This is a genomic window from Planococcus antarcticus DSM 14505 (genome assembly GCF_001687565.2).
GTDB classification, from domain to species: Bacteria; Bacillota; Bacilli; order Bacillales_A; family Planococcaceae; genus Planococcus; species Planococcus antarcticus.
In genome coordinates, this window is record NZ_CP016534.2 from 1,090,823 (window position 1) to 1,108,345 (window position 17,523).

At 43.8% G+C, this 17,523-nt stretch carries 17 protein-coding genes; 8 read left to right on the forward strand and 9 right to left on the reverse strand.

Features of this window, described 5'->3' with window-relative positions; all coding sequences use genetic code 11:
* Positions 1–107 precede the first annotated feature (107 nt).
* From BBH88_RS05430 to BBH88_RS05440, 3 genes are read right to left on the reverse strand one after another with little or no spacing between them, the layout of a single operon-like run.
* Positions 108–560, reverse strand: a complete 453-nt coding sequence (locus tag BBH88_RS05430) for a hypothetical protein (protein WP_006828322.1) — start codon at positions 558–560, stop codon at positions 108–110.
* Positions 544–1,371: a DUF3100 domain-containing protein gene (locus BBH88_RS05435; protein ID WP_006828323.1), complete on the reverse strand. Its 828-nt coding sequence runs from the start codon at positions 1,369–1,371 to the stop codon at positions 544–546. Before BBH88_RS05435 ends, BBH88_RS05430 begins: the two co-directional genes overlap by 17 nt.
* Positions 1,372–1,418: 47 nt before the next feature.
* Positions 1,419–2,615, reverse strand: coding sequence for a M20 family metallopeptidase (locus tag BBH88_RS05440; protein ID WP_006828324.1), 1,197 nt, complete (start codon positions 2,613–2,615; stop codon positions 1,419–1,421).
* A 219-nt stretch (positions 2,616–2,834) separates the two neighbouring features.
* Between BBH88_RS05440 and BBH88_RS05445 the strand changes: the two genes are divergently transcribed.
* The 3 genes from BBH88_RS05445 to BBH88_RS05455 all read left to right on the forward strand — a co-directional run bounded on the left by BBH88_RS05445 (position 2,835) and on the right by BBH88_RS05455 (position 7,258).
* Complete coding sequence (locus BBH88_RS05445) at positions 2,835–5,516, forward strand: cation-transporting P-type ATPase (RefSeq protein WP_006828325.1); 2,682 nt, start codon at positions 2,835–2,837, stop codon at positions 5,514–5,516.
* 33 nt (positions 5,517–5,549) lie between these two features.
* Complete coding sequence (locus BBH88_RS05450; protein WP_006828326.1) at positions 5,550–6,050, forward strand: VOC family protein; 501 nt, start codon at positions 5,550–5,552, stop codon at positions 6,048–6,050.
* A 155-nt stretch (positions 6,051–6,205) separates the two neighbouring features.
* A complete protein-coding gene (locus BBH88_RS05455; protein WP_006828327.1) occupies positions 6,206–7,258 on the forward strand; it encodes a C45 family autoproteolytic acyltransferase/hydrolase in 1,053 nt (350 codons plus the stop codon).
* Between the two features lie 45 nt (positions 7,259–7,303).
* Here BBH88_RS05455 and BBH88_RS05460 read toward each other — a convergent pair whose 3' ends face one another.
* Together BBH88_RS05460 and BBH88_RS05465 are read right to left on the reverse strand one after the other, a co-directional pair.
* Positions 7,304–8,350 carry a C45 family autoproteolytic acyltransferase/hydrolase gene (locus BBH88_RS05460; protein ID WP_065537144.1) on the reverse strand — a complete coding sequence of 349 codons (1,047 nt, stop codon included), beginning with the start codon at positions 8,348–8,350 and terminating at the stop codon, positions 7,304–7,306.
* A 238-nt stretch (positions 8,351–8,588) separates the two neighbouring features.
* Positions 8,589–9,251 carry a B3/B4 domain-containing protein gene (locus BBH88_RS05465; RefSeq protein ID WP_006828329.1) on the reverse strand — a complete coding sequence of 221 codons (663 nt, stop codon included), beginning with the start codon at positions 9,249–9,251 and terminating at the stop codon, positions 8,589–8,591.
* A 65-nt stretch (positions 9,252–9,316) separates the two neighbouring features.
* Between BBH88_RS05465 and queG the strand changes: the two genes are divergently transcribed.
* From queG to BBH88_RS05480, 3 genes are all read left to right on the forward strand, one after another.
* Positions 9,317–10,462, forward strand: coding sequence for a tRNA epoxyqueuosine(34) reductase QueG (gene queG, locus BBH88_RS05470; protein WP_006828330.1), 1,146 nt, complete (start codon positions 9,317–9,319; stop codon positions 10,460–10,462).
* Between the two features lie 9 nt (positions 10,463–10,471).
* Positions 10,472–10,945 (forward strand): tRNA (uridine(34)/cytosine(34)/5-carboxymethylaminomethyluridine(34)-2'-O)-methyltransferase TrmL, encoded by a 474-nt coding sequence (trmL, locus tag BBH88_RS05475; RefSeq protein WP_006828331.1) that lies wholly within the window; start codon positions 10,472–10,474, stop codon positions 10,943–10,945.
* A gap of 324 nt (positions 10,946–11,269) precedes the next feature.
* A complete protein-coding gene (locus tag BBH88_RS05480) occupies positions 11,270–11,578 on the forward strand; it encodes a hypothetical protein (protein ID WP_083387745.1) in 309 nt (102 codons plus the stop codon).
* A gap of 41 nt (positions 11,579–11,619) precedes the next feature.
* Here BBH88_RS05480 and BBH88_RS05485 read toward each other — a convergent pair whose 3' ends face one another.
* The gene (locus BBH88_RS05485; RefSeq protein WP_006828334.1) at positions 11,620–12,921 is read right to left on the reverse strand and encodes an NCS2 family permease; all 1,302 of its coding nucleotides are present in this window, start codon (positions 12,919–12,921) and stop codon (positions 11,620–11,622) included.
* Positions 12,922–13,120: 199 nt separating this feature from the next.
* On the opposite strand from BBH88_RS05485, the gene BBH88_RS05490 reads away from it, so the two are divergent.
* On the forward strand, positions 13,121–13,903 hold the full coding sequence (locus BBH88_RS05490) for an aldo/keto reductase (protein WP_006828335.1): 783 nt from the start codon (positions 13,121–13,123) through the stop codon (positions 13,901–13,903).
* A gap of 72 nt (positions 13,904–13,975) precedes the next feature.
* On the opposite strand, the gene BBH88_RS05495 is transcribed toward BBH88_RS05490, so the two are convergent.
* The 3 genes from BBH88_RS05495 to BBH88_RS05505 are packed head-to-tail and all read right to left on the reverse strand — an operon-like array spanning position 13,976 to position 15,773.
* Positions 13,976–14,821, reverse strand: a complete 846-nt coding sequence (locus tag BBH88_RS05495; RefSeq protein ID WP_006828336.1) for an RluA family pseudouridine synthase — start codon at positions 14,819–14,821, stop codon at positions 13,976–13,978.
* A 54-nt stretch (positions 14,822–14,875) separates the two neighbouring features.
* On the reverse strand, positions 14,876–15,346 hold the full coding sequence (locus BBH88_RS05500) for a thioredoxin family protein (RefSeq protein WP_006828337.1): 471 nt from the start codon (positions 15,344–15,346) through the stop codon (positions 14,876–14,878).
* A gap of 1 nt (position 15,347) precedes the next feature.
* On the reverse strand, positions 15,348–15,773 hold the full coding sequence (locus BBH88_RS05505; RefSeq protein WP_006828338.1) for a disulfide oxidoreductase: 426 nt from the start codon (positions 15,771–15,773) through the stop codon (positions 15,348–15,350).
* Between the two features lie 132 nt (positions 15,774–15,905).
* On the opposite strand from BBH88_RS05505, the gene BBH88_RS05510 reads away from it, so the two are divergent.
* Positions 15,906–17,450, forward strand: a complete 1,545-nt coding sequence (locus BBH88_RS05510; RefSeq protein ID WP_006828339.1) for a carbon-nitrogen hydrolase family protein — start codon at positions 15,906–15,908, stop codon at positions 17,448–17,450.
* The last annotated feature ends 73 nt before the right edge of the window (positions 17,451–17,523 follow it).

Genomic DNA, 17,523 nt, shown 5'->3' on the forward strand with positions numbered 1-17,523 from the left:
ATTTGCTTGTTACACGTTTGAAGGGTAACTTTTTTCGGAAAATGTTGAAAAGCAGCAAAAAGACCACCGCAAAAGTTATGGCTTTTGCGGTGGTCTTTTTGTAAGAATTAAATAATTCCTTGGAACCGAAGGATAATTTCGGCAATAACTGCTGAGCCAAGAAACGTTCCGAGCAAGACAACCATGCCGATTACGATAGTTTTCCACCCTAATTGTACAAAGTCGAACCATGAACGGCCAATGGATACGCCGGCATAGGCTAAGATGGGCGTGGCAATTGCTAATAAAGTAACTTCTGTCGTGTGAGTAACAATTTGTGTTGCTCCCGGCACTCCGGGAATTGTCAAAATCAAACCGATAATGCCGATATAAGCGATACTGGGCAGCTGGAAGGGTAGCAGGCGATGGATAATCAATCCGGCCAAGCTAATGCCTATCAGGATGGCTATTCCGGGAAGCGCTTCCCAAGGTAGTATGTCGTAGCCAATCCAATTGCCAATTAGCATGATAACACCGATGATCGTGAAGACTAGTATCCATTCCTTAAGACTTTTTATCATAGTCTACGCCTCCTTTCGCTGCTTTTTTCTCTTTATTTTTAGAGAGGATTTCGTACATCTTAACGGTTAATGGCAAACCGATAAAAATGCTCATGTATAGGCCGGTCACAGAGGAGATCAAGTTGCTGACTCCTGAAAAGGCAGTCAAGGTTTCACTCATTTCAGGAAATGCGGCAATTAAAGGTCCTAGAGAAGCGGCTGCCATACTGCCGCTGCCCACACCTGTTGCCATTGCGAAAGAAATAGGATGCAGAGGCGTCACAGTAGCCAAGAATCCTGAAATCAACCCAATAAAAATCGATCCGAAGACGGTACCAAAAATATACATGGCCATAACGCCGCGTCCTTCCGGAGAGGATAAACCATATTTATCGGTAATAAGAGCAAGATTGGCTTCTCGTCCGATGGAATGCGTCATGCCAATGCTTTCTCTCTTGAGTCCTAGAAATACTGCTAGTGGAAGAGCTAATAAGATGGTGCCAAGATTACCAAATTCCTGTAACAATAAAGCAGGACCGGCTTCGATGATTTGAGGAAGAGCGGGTCCTGCTTGTACGCCGAATTTAGCAATTAGTACAGAAACTGAGAGAAATACTAAGGGTTCTGCGTTAATCGATTGTTTGTCGGTTACCAATGGAGTGAAATATAATGCAAGACCAATCACAACTGCATAAAGCATCGGCAACAAAAGAATGGTTCCAGGTCCAAGTGGAATAGCGAATGTACCAATCGACTCAGTCACGGCTACAATCGCTAAAACGATGACATGCAGCCGCCAATCTTTCCACAACTTAAAAGCTTGTTCGCCCATTTAACATCTACTCCTTCTATGTGGGAGAACTGGCTCTCCATTATTGATTAGCTTGCGTTGATAGCAGACTGGTCTTTTTTCGCATAGTTGAGTGCGGCTCTACCTAATGCTTTTGCGGCTATCAGCAAAGCCTGTTCGTCAATATCAAATTTTGGATGGTGATGTGGATAAGCCTCGGTGTTGTCTGGGCTTTGCGCGCCTGTAAAGAAGAACGTTCCTTTCACATGTTGAAGATAATACGAGAAATCTTCGCCACCCATGACAGGTGCTGTTTCTCTGACATCCTCTACTCCGGGAACAGAAGATGCGAGAGCTGCTACGAAATTTGTTTCTTCTTCATGATTGACTGTCGTTGGATAACCGCGTGTATAGCTGTATTCATAATCCGCTCCTGAAACGAGGCAAGTTCCTTTTATGACGCGCTCAATTTCTTCTTCGATAAAGCTGCGAATGTCTTCTTTGAACGTCCGCACAGTTCCAGTCATTTCAGCAGTGTCTGCGATAACATTATACGGATTTTTTGCTTCAAAGTTACAGATGGAGACAACAGCAGATTCCAGTGGATCAATTCGGCGACTGACGATTTGTTGTAAATTGTTAATGAGCTGTCCACCTATTACAATGCTGTCTTTCGTATCATGCGGACTTGCGGCATGTCCGCCTCTTCCAAGGATTTTAATGTCAAAGCGATCTGGAGCGGCTTGGAGGGGGCCTGACCGATACCCAATTTCTCCAAGAGGCATTTGTGCTTGAAGATGCGTGCCGAAAATGACATCAACGCCATCAAGGCAGCCATCTTCGATCATGGCGATGGCTCCGCCGGGTGGCAGTTCTTCTGCATGCTGATGCAAAAAGACAATTGTGCCTTCGATTTCCGATTGCATGCTATTTAATGCTTTGGCTAAACCAAGTAGACTGGCTGTATGACCATCGTGGCCACAAGCATGCATGACCCCATCATTTTTAGATTTAAAAGGTACATCAGTTTGTTCTTGAATCGGTAGAGCGTCAAAGTCTGCACGCAAAGCAATAGTTGGACCAGGTTTATGACCTTTCAAGTAGGCAAGTACACCGTTACCGCCAACATTCCTACGAACTTCATGCCCTATATTTTCATGAAAAAGAGCAATATATTCTGCTGTTTCTACTTCCTCAAAAGACAATTCTGGATATTCATGAAGATGGCGTCGAATATCGACAATCTCACCGTACAGTTCATCAAGCTTATTGAATAATTGATCCATAGAAAAACCTCCTATTTAATAATGTTTTCATCCTATCATAATTATTCATATGGACTATAAGACTTTTTGCGGAAAACAAAAAATATTCAGTAATATTCAGCTGCTGGTTATTCTGAAAAAGCACCGATGCTTCACCGATAAAAACTGTAGAAGATGTTATAGTAGTTTGTATAATAAGTAAAATTATTATTATTCCATCAGTTGAAAAGAGGGACAATCATGCAGGAGAGAAATTGGTATGGCATTGAGACCACTGACTTGCTCAAGCTCCTTAGTGCAGACGCAGACAGTGGGCTAAGCGAGGAAGAGGCAGCAGAAAGGCAAGAAGAATTTGGACCAAACGAGTTACCTGACCCCAAAAAAGACCCAGCGCTCGTCAAGTTCTTTAAGCATTTTAATGATGTACTGATTTATGTGCTGCTTGCAGCTGCAGTAATTACGTTATTTTTAGGGCATTATATTGATACAGCTGTGATTTTGATGGTAGTCGTTATCAATGCGATTATCGGCTATATTCAACAAGCCAAAGCGGAAAAGGCGTTGGAAAGTATCCGGAAAATGCTGTCATTAAAAGCGACAACGCTCAGAAGTTCAGTTAGGAAAAGAGTGTTGTCTGCCGAATTGGTACCTGGAGACATTGTGGTGCTTACTGCAGGTGACAAAATTCCAGCTGACATTCGGATTCTGGAAGCGGTCAACTTGAACGTGGAAGAATCTTCTTTAACTGGCGAATCAACAGCAGTCGAAAAAAATTCCGCAGTACTACCGGATGATACTGGACTCGGTGACCGGCTGAACATGCTGTTTGCAGGGACGACGATAGCTTCTGGTTCTGGGGTAGGGATTGTCGTGGCAATTGGAGAAGATACTGAGCTGGGAAAGATCAGCTCTTCGATGGAAGAAGTGGAAGGACTGCAGACACCATTGTTAAAGCAGACGGCAGCTTTTGGAAAAGTGATTTCCTTGATTATTGTTATCAGCGCTACTGCCATGTTTGGCATCGGGTACTTGTTTCATGATTATGAAACAGCTGATTTACTGCTGGCGATCATTGGACTAACTGTAGCAGCGATTCCTGAAGGCTTGCCCGCTGTGCTGTCCATCATTTTGGCGCTTGGCGTACAGCGCATGGCGGGACAAAACGCCATCGTCCGCAATCTGCCATCTGTGGAGACGCTTGGAGCGGTTACTGTAATTTGTTCGGATAAAACAGGAACATTGACTAAAAATGAAATGACCGTCACTTCGGTTATGCTAAAAGATAATGAAATGACTGTAACGGGAGCCGGCTATTCGCCAAAAGGAGCTATTCTTCATGATAAAAAACCAGCAAAACTTTCAGATCATTCAAATCTACAAGAATTTTTAACGGTTGTTAAAACGGTTAATGAAGCGTATTTAAGATGCGATGAACACGGACACTGGGTCATTAGTGGAGATGCGACAGAAGGGTGTCTCGTCACACTCGCAGAAAAAGCTGCGGATGCGGTTGAGCGTTTACCAATTCTGTCGAAAATCCCTTTTGATTCGAGCTATAAGTATATGGCAGCATTGGTAGAAATGGATGGCAGTAAATGGATTTATGTGAAAGGTGCGCCAGAGCGTTTATTGAAAATGGCCGATTTAGAAGCTTCTTCTGGAGAAGGGGTACGCTGGGACGAAAAGATGTCTCAGCATGCCAATAAAGGCGAGCGGTTGATCGGGGCTGCTGTCAAAAAAGTCGATTCTTCTATCCTTTCTATTGATCAGGAAGACATGAAAACAGGATTTAGCCTGATCGGACTGGCGGGAATTATCGATCCCCCGAGGGAAGAAGTGATCGAAGCGATTCAGCAATGCAAGAAAGCTGGAATCATCGTGAAAATGATTACTGGTGACCACAAAGATACAGCAGTCGCTATCGGAGCTCAAATGGGCATAGGAGACGGTGAACGGGTGCTTGAAGGTAAAGACTTGGATCGTATGAACAATCAGCAACTGACGCAGGCAGCACTAGAATACGACGTCTTCGCACGCACCAGTCCGAACAATAAGCTGCAACTAGTCAAAGCGTTGCAGGCTGAAAAGCATATCTGTGCTATGACCGGGGATGGTGTCAATGATGCACCAGCGTTAAAACGTGCAGACATCGGTGTGGCAATGGGCATAAAAGGGACAGAAGTATCGAAAGAAGCAGCTGAAATGGTGTTGGTGGACGACAACTTCAGCACGATTGTCAATGCGGTGAAAGAAGGCAGACGTGTTTATGATAACTTGAAGAAAACCATTTTATTCATTCTGCCTACAAACGTGTCGGAAGGCGCTTTGATTTTTGTTAGCATCTTGTTCGGTACTGCCTTGCCTTTGACAGCAGTACAAATTCTTTGGGTCAATATGATTGCTGCTGTCACGATTTCTTTGGCAATCGCCTTCGAGAAATTGGAACCCGGAGCTATGGAGCGGCCACCGAGAAAATCGGATGCCAAATTATTGAGTCCTTATTATATTTTTCGTGTCGCTTTTGTTTCATTTGTTATCTGTGGTGGAATCTTATTGATGAATGCACTTTTGGCCAACCAGCAGATAGATCCAGCGATCGTTAATACGATGACGTTGCAGGCATTGGTGATTTCGCAATTGATGTATTTATTCAATTGCCGCAGCGAAACCGAATTTGCATTGAATCGAAATTTTTTCTCGAATAAAATAGCGTTTTTGGTATCTGGCATTCTGATTGCTGTACAATTGGCAGTTACCTACGTGCCATTTATGAATCTCTTGCTTGGAACGGTTCCTTTAGAAGCGCAGTTTTGGTTATGGCCGATTGTGATTGGTATTTTTGTGTTTACCATTGTAGAGCTAGAGAAATGGATCGTTCGCTTGGTCAGAAAATCTAGAGAGTCTGTTAAAGAAGGTCTATAGCCACTGCAATTTAACGGAAGGAAGAAAAATGATATGGATACGAAAATCCAAAAAATCACACCCAATTTATGGGTTGACATGAATGCTGAGGAAGCGGTGAATTTTTACACATCTGTCTTCAAAAATTCTAAAGTCGGACGCACGACCTACTATACACACGCGGGCAAGGAAATTCATGGCATCGACGCGGGAAAAGTTTTGACAATTGAGTTTCAAATTGAAGAGCAGGACTTTATGGCGCTAAATGGCAGTCCAGCGTTTCAATATACTGAAGCGGTTTCGTTCATCATCAATTGTGAAACCCAAGAAGAAGTGGATTATTACTGGGACAACCTAACTCAAGGTGGAGACGTAAACGCGCAGGAATGTGGCTGGCTGAAGGATTGTTTTGGCGTTTCTTGGCAAGTGGTTCCAATTGAATTGAATGACATGCTTGTCGATGCGGAAGCTGAAAAAGTGGAGCGGGTGATGGCAGTACTGCTGCAAATGAAAAAGTTAGATCTGAGTGAATTGAGGCGCGCATACGAAGGATAAACTAATCGCAGTGGCTATTCCTGTCTTATGAAATCATGAGACAGGATTTTTTCATCCAACTTCTTAAGATATGTAGAACCGAGCTTTTGAGTTTCTTTTTGGAAATGTGTATGCTAAAACATAATCAGTGATTCTGCACAATAAAGGAGAATTTGATGAGACCTATACATAGTGATATTTTAGAATTTAGAGGAAGTCATTACGATTTCGGATTCAAACAAGGCGAACTTTTAAAAGATAGTATTATATTGGAAAATCGGCGAAAGCAATGGAAAGCAAAAAGACCGAGATTTAAAATAGACATACAGGAAACTGAAGATGCCTATCGTAAGTTTGCTCCTCGAATCTGGGATGAGTTAATGGGTCTGCAGGAAAGTCTCGGCTTGCCGATGGAGGAAGTGCTGCGCGATTTTGGAGGCTACCGAATCGATGCAATGCCATCTGGTTGTTCGATTGTGACAGGAACAGATTTTATGGTTCGAAATTATGACTTTCATCCGCAGACCTATGAAGGGCGTTTTAGTTTGTTTCAGCCGGACGACGGTGGCTATGCGACGATTGGTCCAACCTCACGGATTACGGGCCGGATGGATGGCATGAATGAAAAAGGACTTGCCATGGGCTATAACTTTACACACCGGAAAAAGCCAGGAGATGGATTTGTTTGTTATTTAATCGGACGGATCATTCTGGAAACCTGCGCAACAATTGAAGAAGCGGTAGAACTGTTAAAACAAATTCCTCACCGTGGATCGTTTAGCTATATTGTTACAGATACAAGCGGTAGAACACGTATCATTGAAGCAAGCCCTCGCTCGGTTGATGTCCGCATTAGTAACGCATGCACCAATCATTTCGAAATTCAGCAGCACGAAAACCGTAATTATTTGAAGGATTCGTTTGACCGTTTAGAGGTCATTCAAAGTCAGCAAAGCCAGACAGAAGATGCGCTGAAGGCATTTCGTTTGTTCAACGATACAGGCAAAGGTGTATTCTCAAAGCTTTACAAAAGCTGGGCGGGTACGATTCACACTTCTCTTTATTTACCGAAGGACAAGAAGGTTTGGTTTGCACTTGGTGGAAACCAGCAGCCAGTCGTTTTTGATTTCGTGGTCTGGCTACGAGGAGAAAATTTGAACGTTCAACAAATTCATGGGGTAGTGGATACAGACATCGGTTTTGCGCATGTCGACAAACAATTCAGCTAAAGAAACAAAACAGGCGCCAGCAGTTAAATTGCTGGCGCCTGTTATTTATAGTTCTGCCATATGAGCAAATGGAAAATGGGTATCAACTTTTCCATTGATTCGTTTGGCGTATAGTCGTTCACCTTGTAGCCATTTATCGAAATTGAGCATGAGTGGCAGACGATCTGGACCGATAGCAAATCCGACTTCCAGACCATGTGGAAAGTAAGAAGCCGTATGCAAAGTTCCTGAAGCGGTGCTGTACTTTGTTGAAAAGACACCTTGATTGGAGTCGTTCAACAGACAAAATGCACTATAGGCATCAATTTTATTTTGTTGTTGCTTTAGCATGGCTTCTTCTCTTCTGCGGGAATCATCGATTTGGTAACGATTTTCTTCTACGAGCAATTCAAAATGATTGGTCGACACAGCCGATTCACGAACGACGACAGAACGAGGCGATGCTTCAACGACCACTGATTTTCCTGTGCGATCAAGTAAGACATAGCTAAACGACCGACGGTGAGGCAGTTCTGCTAATAATTCGACTGCATCATCGATGGTTGCGCAGTTCTCTAAAATCAAACGGCCAATCATATTACAAATAAAACCATCTTCTGAGTTACGACGGTTAATGAAGTTATAACCCATGACGAGTCCTTTTTCGTTCATGCCATCCGTGCGACCGGTTATTTGCATAGTAGGACCGATCGTGGCAAATCCACCATCAGTTGGTTGATATAAAGCGAGTCGACCTTCATAGCCTTGCGGAGAACTATCATAATTACGGACCATGAAGTCGGATTCGGTATAAATCGAACAGCCACTTCGCGTGTATTCTAAATAATAGCCTCCGAATTCTCTGATAGCGTCGTGCAACGACCAATCCAGTGCATCGGCAAGTCCGATAATTTCTTGCCATATGCGTGGTGCTAGTGTTTGCAATATATTTTTAGCGCGTTGTTCATCTATAACCAAATGGCGACTGGAAGCTGTTCGTTGTTTTTGGCGATTGGTAAGAATCACGGATTCTTTCAGCAATTCTCCTTGCATCTGACCAAAATCATAATGACTTCCACGAAACTGGACAATGTCACTGTGTACTCGTTTCACGTATAGACCCCTCTTTTACTAATTAATGTAAGAAGAGTTTACTGCATTTATCGGCAAATGGAAAAGAATATGCCTATGTTCAGAAATTCAACGTTTCGATAGAGTCTACAAGAAAAAGTTGTTTCGCGAAAAAAATGCAGAAAGACTATTTGAGAAGCAAGGTAGTTATTAAAACGTAAACTAGATAGAAAAAAGACTCGTACTCAGAACTTAGAGCACGGGTCTTTTGCGTAAGTAATTAGACCACATAAAACTCAGCATCTCCACCATTGATGCCCGTAAACATATTAGAAGCAGCAGTAAGAAGCTGCAAGGCAGTATCTGTTTCCATAGATGGACGCAGATAGAAAATGTGTAACGCATTTTTTGTCTGTTCAGTGACGGCTGTTCGTTTAGAATCGACGTAGGGGCTACCGAATGCCCCTTCTGCATCTTTGGATACTAGAATTCCGGTCAAAGTATTGACGCGGTTATTCAGACCTTCGTAGCGATCGGTACTGGTAGCGACAGCGATATCCACATCACCTTTAATTTTATCGGCATCGTATAATCCGAGTGGAATCTCGTATTGCAGCGACAGAAAGCTATTCATATCAATCGTTGAATTGACCGTCGACAAGTAATTCTGGTTTTTAATTCGCCGGTACAGCGCTTCTGCGGACGGTCGGTAACGGTTAGGGTCGGCTCCTAATGCTTTCCAGATCAATTGCCATTCAAGCAAGCCGGGGAAATCCGTCAAGTCTTTTTCTTCCAAATCAAAGTACAGCTGCTCTTGAAAAAGCTGGAGACGTCCTTTTAACATTTGAGGTGATTCGGAAACGGTGATATTGTTATAATGAATGATGCCAATTTTAAAATTACTTAGCGTTTCGTTTATGTGAGGATCGATTGTCAGTTTCATTGCAATCTTCCTTTCGCGTAGGGGTTTTTATTATCGTATCATAGAATTGAGTGGGGGGTTGCGACATGAATCTTGATCAATTTCAAAAAGAGCTTGTTGCGTATGCCTCGGACATCGGAATTGATAAAATCGGCTTTGCATCTGCAGAACCTTTTTATAGCTTAAAGCATCAATTGATTCGCCAGCAGCAGTTGAATTACCAGTCTGGGTTTGAAGAATCGGACGTGGAAAAACGCACGCGGCCCGAGCTGTTATTGAATGAAGCTGTCAGCATTATTGCGATTGCCATCGCTTATCCGTCACGGATGGCGGATGCGCCGCAAGGAGTGAAAGGCGCAAGACGGGGGATGTTTTCTCGGTCGTCTTGGGGCAAAGATTACCATGCCGCGCTCAGGGAGCGGCTGACGCTACTTGAAGCGTTCATTGCGCCGCACTATCCAGAAGCGCGGATGCGGTCGATGGTGGATACTGGGGAGCTTTCTGACCGAGCGGTGGCAGAACGCGCTGGTATCGGCTGGAGTGCCAAAAACACCAACATTATTACACCTGAATTTGGATCTTACGTGTATCTCGGTGAGATGATCACTAACATTCCTTTTCGTTTTGATGAACCGATGGAAGATCAATGCGGCGACTGCCGTTTATGCATTGATACTTGCCCAACAGGAGCGATTGTCGAAGGTGGCCAGTTGAATGCCCAGCGTTGTATTTCTTTTTTGACACAGACGAAAGGCTTTTTGCCGGACGAGTTTCGTGGCAAGATCGGCAATCGAATATATGGCTGCGATACGTGCCAGACAGTGTGTCCAAAAAACAAACGTAAAGCCAATCAAATCCATGCAGAGTTTGAACCAGATCCGGAAATCGCTAAGCCTTTGCTTGAGCCTTTATTGACCATTTCCAATCGGGAGTTCAAAGATAAATTCGGCTATGTGTCCGGTTCGTGGCGCGGCAAAAAACCGATTCAGCGAAACGCCATTTTAGCGTTGGCGCATTTCAAAGAAAAGTCTGCGGTGCCTGCATTGATCAAATTATTGGAAAGCGATGAGCGTCCGGTAATTCGTGGAACTGCGGCTTGGGCAATCGGTAAAATAGGGACTGATGAAGGCTTAGAGGCAATAAAGCAGGCGCAGCAAAAAGAAAAGGATTTAGAAGTACAAGAGGAAATTCAAAAAGGATTGGCATTTTTTGCTGAAAGATTGAAAGGATAAGTGACAGATTTGGCTATTCATATTGTGTTGTACCAACCGCTGATTCCAGCGAATACAGGAAATATCGCGCGTTCATGCGCAGGGACGGGAGTCAAACTTCACTTGATTCGCCCGCTCGGATTTTCAACAGATGACAAGATGCTCAAGCGCGCCGGGCTTGACTACTGGGAGCATGTCGCTATTCATTATTATGACGGGGTGCAGGAGTTGTTTGACAGCTATCAAGACGGGGTCTTCTACTATATTACGAAGTTCGGGGCAAAGCCGCATACCTCATTCGATTTTTCGGACAGAGACAAAGACCATTTCTTCGTTTTCGGACAGGAAACAAAAGGACTGCCGAAAGAATTACTCGAACAAAATCCAGATCGTTGCTTGCGGATTCCGATGAATGACAATATCCGATCGCTTAATTTATCGAATACAGCAGCTATACTGATGTATGAAGCCTTGCGCCAGCAAGATTACCCAGGATTGGAATAGAAAAAAGGACAGCGGATTCCGCTGTCCTTTTAAACTATTCTCTTTCGTTTGTTCCAGGTTTGTCATCGTATCCAGCAGTGAAAAGAGCTACCAAGAACGAAACACAAACACCTAAAATAAGGATTAAGTTCATAAGAATGACCTCCTTGAAATGTGCATCTTTGTTTAGTATAGCTTACAATCGGGAAAAATGAAATATACAACATGGATTGAAATGTGGATAAATTCTGTCGGTCTGAAAAGACGGATGCAGTAAGAAATGAAACTTATATGCTGTTCATCCGTATATAGTAGGTAAGAAAGTTAAAGAAGGGATGATAACGAATGAAAATGAAAATATCTGTCGCTTTGCTTTGGATCACGGGTCTTGCTGAAGCGTTTCTAGCGATTCCGTTAATTGGCGGTGGCTTTGTCATCAGCACCGGCTATACAGCTTTGGGCGTCATGTTCGTGCTTCATGCGATTACACTGTTCTTCTGTTTCCGCGAATATTCGCCAAAATCAGGATCGATTCTAGGGATTATCACAAGCACGATCGCCTGGATTCCGGGTATCGGTTGGATATTCCATTTGATTACAGCAGCCGTCTTGTTAATTACAGCAGCTATATCAGGCAATAGAGCAAGAATCTAAATTAAAAAACCGCCAAATGGCGGTTTTTTAATTGCAGCTGATTAATGTGGAGCTACTAGCAATTGAATCGTAAACAGTATAGCAAATATGTAAAGAATTGGATGAACTGTTTTGCCTTTGCCTTTGAAGATTTTCATCAATGGGTAAGAGATAAATCCGAAAGCAATACCGGTTGCAATGCTGGAAGTCAGTGGCATCGCGAGGACAATAAGAAATGCCGGGAAGGCTTCATCGAATTGATCCCATTCAATTTGTTTGACTGCACCAATCATTAAGCTTCCAACGATGATCAATGCAGGGGAGGTAATCGCCGCCACGTTCGATAAGGCACCAACCAAGGGACCGAAAAATGCTGCAACAATAAACAGAATGGCAACCGTCAAGCTGGTCAGTCCAGTGCGTCCACCGGCTGCAACGCCCGCTGATGATTCAACATATGCAGAAGTTGGACTGGTGCCGACCATTGCACCTGCAGTAGCTGCAATCGAATCGGCCAATAAGGCTTGCCTCATTCTTGGCATTTTATTATCCTTCATTAAGCCGGCCTGTTTGGCTACACCGATCATTGTGCCGGTCGTATCAAATAAGGTGACCAATAAGAACGAAAAGACGACGCCATACAAGCCAAATTCAATGACCAATTGAAGCGCTTCAATCGGGTTCCAGATGAGAATGCCTTCAGGCAATGAAGGCATTCTCATCAAGCTGCCTTCGAACTTTAATTGTCCAGTGAAAAAGGCGACGACACCGGTAACCATCATTCCGTAGAAAATGCCGCCATGAATGTTTAACGACATGAAAATGACTGTAATGAGTAAACCAAGAAGAGTCAATGCCACAGGTGGAGATGTCAAATCACCCAAGCCGACTAGGTTGGCTTCATTGGCAACAATCAGTCCGCTCAGCCTCATACCGATAAAAGCGATAAAAAGGCCGATACCGGCTGTGATGGCATGCTTCAAGTTTTCAGGAATCGCTTGGATCAGCACTTTTCTCATCGAAGTTAAGGACAAGACAACGAAAATAAGGCCAGCGACGAACACTGCTGCAAAGGCGGTTACATAATCGATAGCACCATTCGAACCTAATACCATAGATGTGAAATAGGCATTCAACCCCATGCCCGGCGCAATGGCGATTGGATAATTGGCGGCTAGCGCCATCCATAAGGTTCCGATTGCAGCGGCGATAATCGTCGCTAAAAATACTTGGTCAAACGGCACACCTGCAGCACCTAAAATAACAGGATTGACGATGACGATATAGGCCATTGTTAGGAAAGTCGTCATTCCGGCAGTAATTTCTGTCTTTATAGTGGTATTATTTTCTGTTAAATGAAACATGACGAGCTCCTTCCAAAACACGAACGATTTTAAATGACATCATCTATAATATTCGTTTTATTGGTGGAGTGCAAGAGCTTGCAACCAAATCTTAACAGTCGAATTTATCTACTATTATTTGTACAATAGAATGAACGAAAGGGTGATAAAAGTGGACTTAACGATTAACTCGACTAAAACCTTACATAATGGAGTGGAAATGCCACGATTTGGCCTCGGCGTATACAAAATGACCGATAAAGAAGAAGCAGTAAAAGCGATGATTAACGCGATTGGAGAGGGCTATAAAGCAATCGATACTGCGACCATTTACGACAATGAAGCGGAAGTAGGCGAGGCGGTGCGGAATTCAGTCGTAAAACGCGAAGACTTGTTCATCACCTCGAAAGTCTGGAACACAGACCAAGGCTACGATGAAACCTTACGCGCATTCGAGGCTTCCTTAAAACGTCTTGGCTTTGATTATTTGGACCTATATTTGACGCATTGGGCAATTGAAGGGAAATACGTGGATACGTACCGCGCCATCCAGCGCCTTTACGATGAAAAGCTGATTTGTTCAATTGGAGTTTCCAATCACCAAGAACATCATTTGGAGAAAATCTTGGCAACTGCCAATACAAAGCCGATGGTCAATCAAATTGAGTTGCATCCGCAACTGACACAGGTCCCGCTAAGAAACTACTGTGATGCGAATGACATTGCAATAACGTCTTGGTCTCCGTTAGCGAGAGGTCGTCTATTAGAAGACTCTGTGTTGTCAAAAATCGCTGAACAGCATCATAAGTCGATTGCACAAGTCATTATCCGCTGGCACCTGCAACATGATTTAATGGTGATTCCGAAATCAGTAACACCATCGCGCATCAAAAAAAACGCGCAAGTATTCGATTTCGCGTTGACTCAAGAAGAGATGGTTATGATCGATGGGCTAAACCAAGATTGGCGCAGCGGAACACATCCAGATGACATAAAAGTTTAATGAGAATTGCCTGTAGTGGTAATTAAAACAAAAAGAACGGAGAAAAGGATGTCCTTTTCTCCGTTCTTTTTGTTATCTTGCTGTGTCTTCAACCACTATTTTTTCATTGGTAAACGGGTGGATAAATGACATGCGGAAAGCGTGAAGATGATAGGCACCGTCCTGTGTCGCTGGCCCGTCATATAAGGTGTCTCCAACAATCGGATGACCAATGTGGGAAAGGTGCGTCCGGATTTGATGTGTGCGTCCTGTTTCCAGTGTCAGGTGAAGCAAGGATTTGCCTTCCATTAACTTCAGGACCCGGTAATGCGTTACGGCGCTTTGGCCGGTTTGTGAAACCATGCGGCGAGTCGGATGGTGGCGGTCGCGGCCGATTGGGAAATCGATGGTGCCGGATTTATTGTGGACTTTGCCTTTGACGACAGCTTCGTAGTCACGCACCAGCTGCTTTTGTTCCAGCATACGGTCCAAGACATTTTTGGCGACGGGATGCTTTGCGACCATCAACAGACCCGAAGTTCCTTGGTCCAGACGGTGAACATGCTCACCATACGATCCGCCGTTGCGAATAATGTGGCCAAGAATGGCGTTGATGAACGTATCCGTTTGTCCAACTTCATTCGGGTGTGTTGCCATGCCTTTCGGTTTGCGTGCAACGATAAAGTGGTCATCTTCAAAAAGAACGGGAAGCTCTACATCATGTTTCGGCTCATAAGGCGAGTCAGCAGGCGGCAAATCGAAATGCAGGATGGTTCCAGCCGGCAAAGGCTCTTTCCAGATGACTTCCTGGAATTTATCGTTTTTGACGCTTTTGGCCATACGCATTTGATGGACCACTTTTTTGCCAAGGCCCCATTCGGTTCTCAACAATTCTTCGACGGTCATACGATCGTCTTTGATTTCATAACTCCAAGTCATTCGGTTTCCTCCATAAAAAAGGATCATGCGCCAGGCACATGATCCTTTTGTCAGTTATTTTTTAACTACATCGGTGAAGAATTGTTCAATATTCTCTTTTGGCTGTGCACCGACCCAACGTGAAACTTCTTCGCCATTGTCGTAATGGACCAGTGTCGGTGTAGAATCGACCGTATGTTGTTGCCAGCCCTGATCATACTCTAACAGATTATACTGCAAAACGTCTACATCCATATCTTCAGCAACGGGCATCAAAACAGGTGTGGTCTGCTGACAGTATTGGCAGGTCGGACTGAAGAAATAAACTGTAGTGGGCTCGCCGCTGGCAATCTGTTCTTCCAAATCAGCAGGCAAAACGATATTCTGATAATTTTCGTCGTCTAATTGGTCAATCGTTGCCTGCTCCAAATCTTCTGTATCGTACGGATTATTTGCCAATTTTTCATCATTTGCTTGGTTGGTTAAAAAAACGATTCCAGCGAAAATGACAATGACAATTCCGGCAATGATTAATAGTTTTTTCATTTCACTTTTCCTCCTTAAGGGTGTTCAATAAATAAATGCTCATTCCGGCAATCAGGATAAATGCGGTTAAGGCCAAAAACGGAATGGTGATGAAGCCAAGGTAATTGATGTATTCTCCGGTACATGGAACCTGTCCGCAGGATGGTGCGGACTCCGCCAGAAAATCGAGCTTCTGCAAACCGTAATGATACAGGGAAATCCCTCCGCCTACGATGGAGAAAATTATTGCAGTAACTGCGATTCGAACATTTTTCTGGATATAGGCGACTCCGATGACGATGACAAGCGGATACATGAAAATGCGTTGGATCCAGCACAGTTCGCACGGGGCATAGCCGCGGATTTCAGAAAAATAAAACGAACCCGACGTGGCAATGAGCGCCACCACCCACATGGAAAGCAAAACATTTTCCTGGCGTTTCGTCATTTGGTGTTCCCTCTTTTCAAAAAATACTTCCATAGAATTATAATTGTTATCGTGGTACAAGTAAAATAATATCAACCTGAGTAACTATCCTATATAATAAAGTTTGAAACTTTTGTGAAGGAGAGCTGCACTGTGGCAGAACAATTCGATTTATCCTATTTTGAAAAAAGCATGATTATTCGCGAAATGAATTATGCAGATATAAATGCCATCCTGGAAATGCAGCGTTTATGCTTCCCAGGGATGGACCCTTGGAAAGAAGAGCAGTTAAGAAGCCATTTGGGAGTCTTTCCTCAAGGCCAGATGGTCGCTGAACTAGACGGCATCGTCATCGGCTCATGCTCGAGTTTGCTTATTAACTTTGATGAATACGACGATCGTCATACTTGGGACGATGTGACAGACGCCGGCTATATCACCAACCACAATCCCGACGGCTACAATATGTACGGCATTGAAGTTATGGTACATCCAGAATACCGCCGAATGAAAGTAGGTCAGCGCCTGTACGAAGCCCGCAAGGAACTGGCGCGCGAATTGAACTTAAAGTCGATCATCATCGGAGGGCGTATTCCGAATTACCATAAACACGCGGATGAAATGTCGCCGCGTGAATATGTCGATTCAGTATCTCGCCATAAAGTTTACGATCCTGTTTTAACATTTCAGTTGATGAATGGCTTCCAATTGATGCGCATCAACCCGAACTACCTGCAAGACGATGTGGCATCAGGCAAATATGCAACATTGATGGAATGGAATAACGTCGATTACAAGCCGATTTCCAAACGCCATTTCAAAACCAGTCTACCTGTTCGGATTTGTGTCGTGCAGTATTTGATGCGTGCCATCAAATCATTCGATGACTTGGCTAGCCAAGTAGAATACTTTGTAGACGTGGCTTCGGATGCCCATTCGGATTTCGTAGTTTTCCCTGAAATCTTCACGACGCAGTTGATGTCATTCTTGAATGAGCCATCGCCAAGTCAAGCAGTACGCAAACTGACTGAATACACGCCTCAGTATATTGAGTTGTTTACTGACCTTGCTGTCCGCTACAACGTCAATATCATCGGAGGGTCGCATTTCGTCAAAGAAGAAGACGATGAGATCTACAACATTGCCTATCTTTTCCGCCGGGACGGCTCTATCGACAAGCAGTATAAAATCCACATCACACCAAATGAACGTAAATGGTGGGGGATTTCTGCTGGAGATTCTGTCCGTGTCTTTGACACAGATTGCGGGAAAATCGCTATTCAGATTTGCTACGATATCGAGTTTCCTGAACTTGCGCGTATTGCAACAGACATGGGAGCCAATATTATTTTTACGCCATTCTGTACAGAAGATCGCCAAGGCTACTTGCGTGTTCGTTATTGCGCACAGGCTCGTGCGGTGGAAAATCAAATTTATACGGTCATTTCGGGTACCGTCGGCAACTTGCCGCTAACCGAAAATATGGACATCCAATATGCTCAATCGGGAATTTTCGCTCCATCCGATTTCGAGTTTGCACGTGATGGAATCGTAGGTGAAACCAATCCAAACCTTGAAATGGTATTGATCGGAGATGTCGATTTGGAAATTTTGCGTCGACAACGCCAAAATGGAACAGTTAAGCAATTGAAAGACCGTCGCCACGATGTTTACCGTGTAGAATACAAAAAAGATTAAACAAAGCCGCTTCCGAAAATGGAAGCGGCTTTTCTTCGGAATATTTGGTAAACTAAATAGTGAACAAAAATCT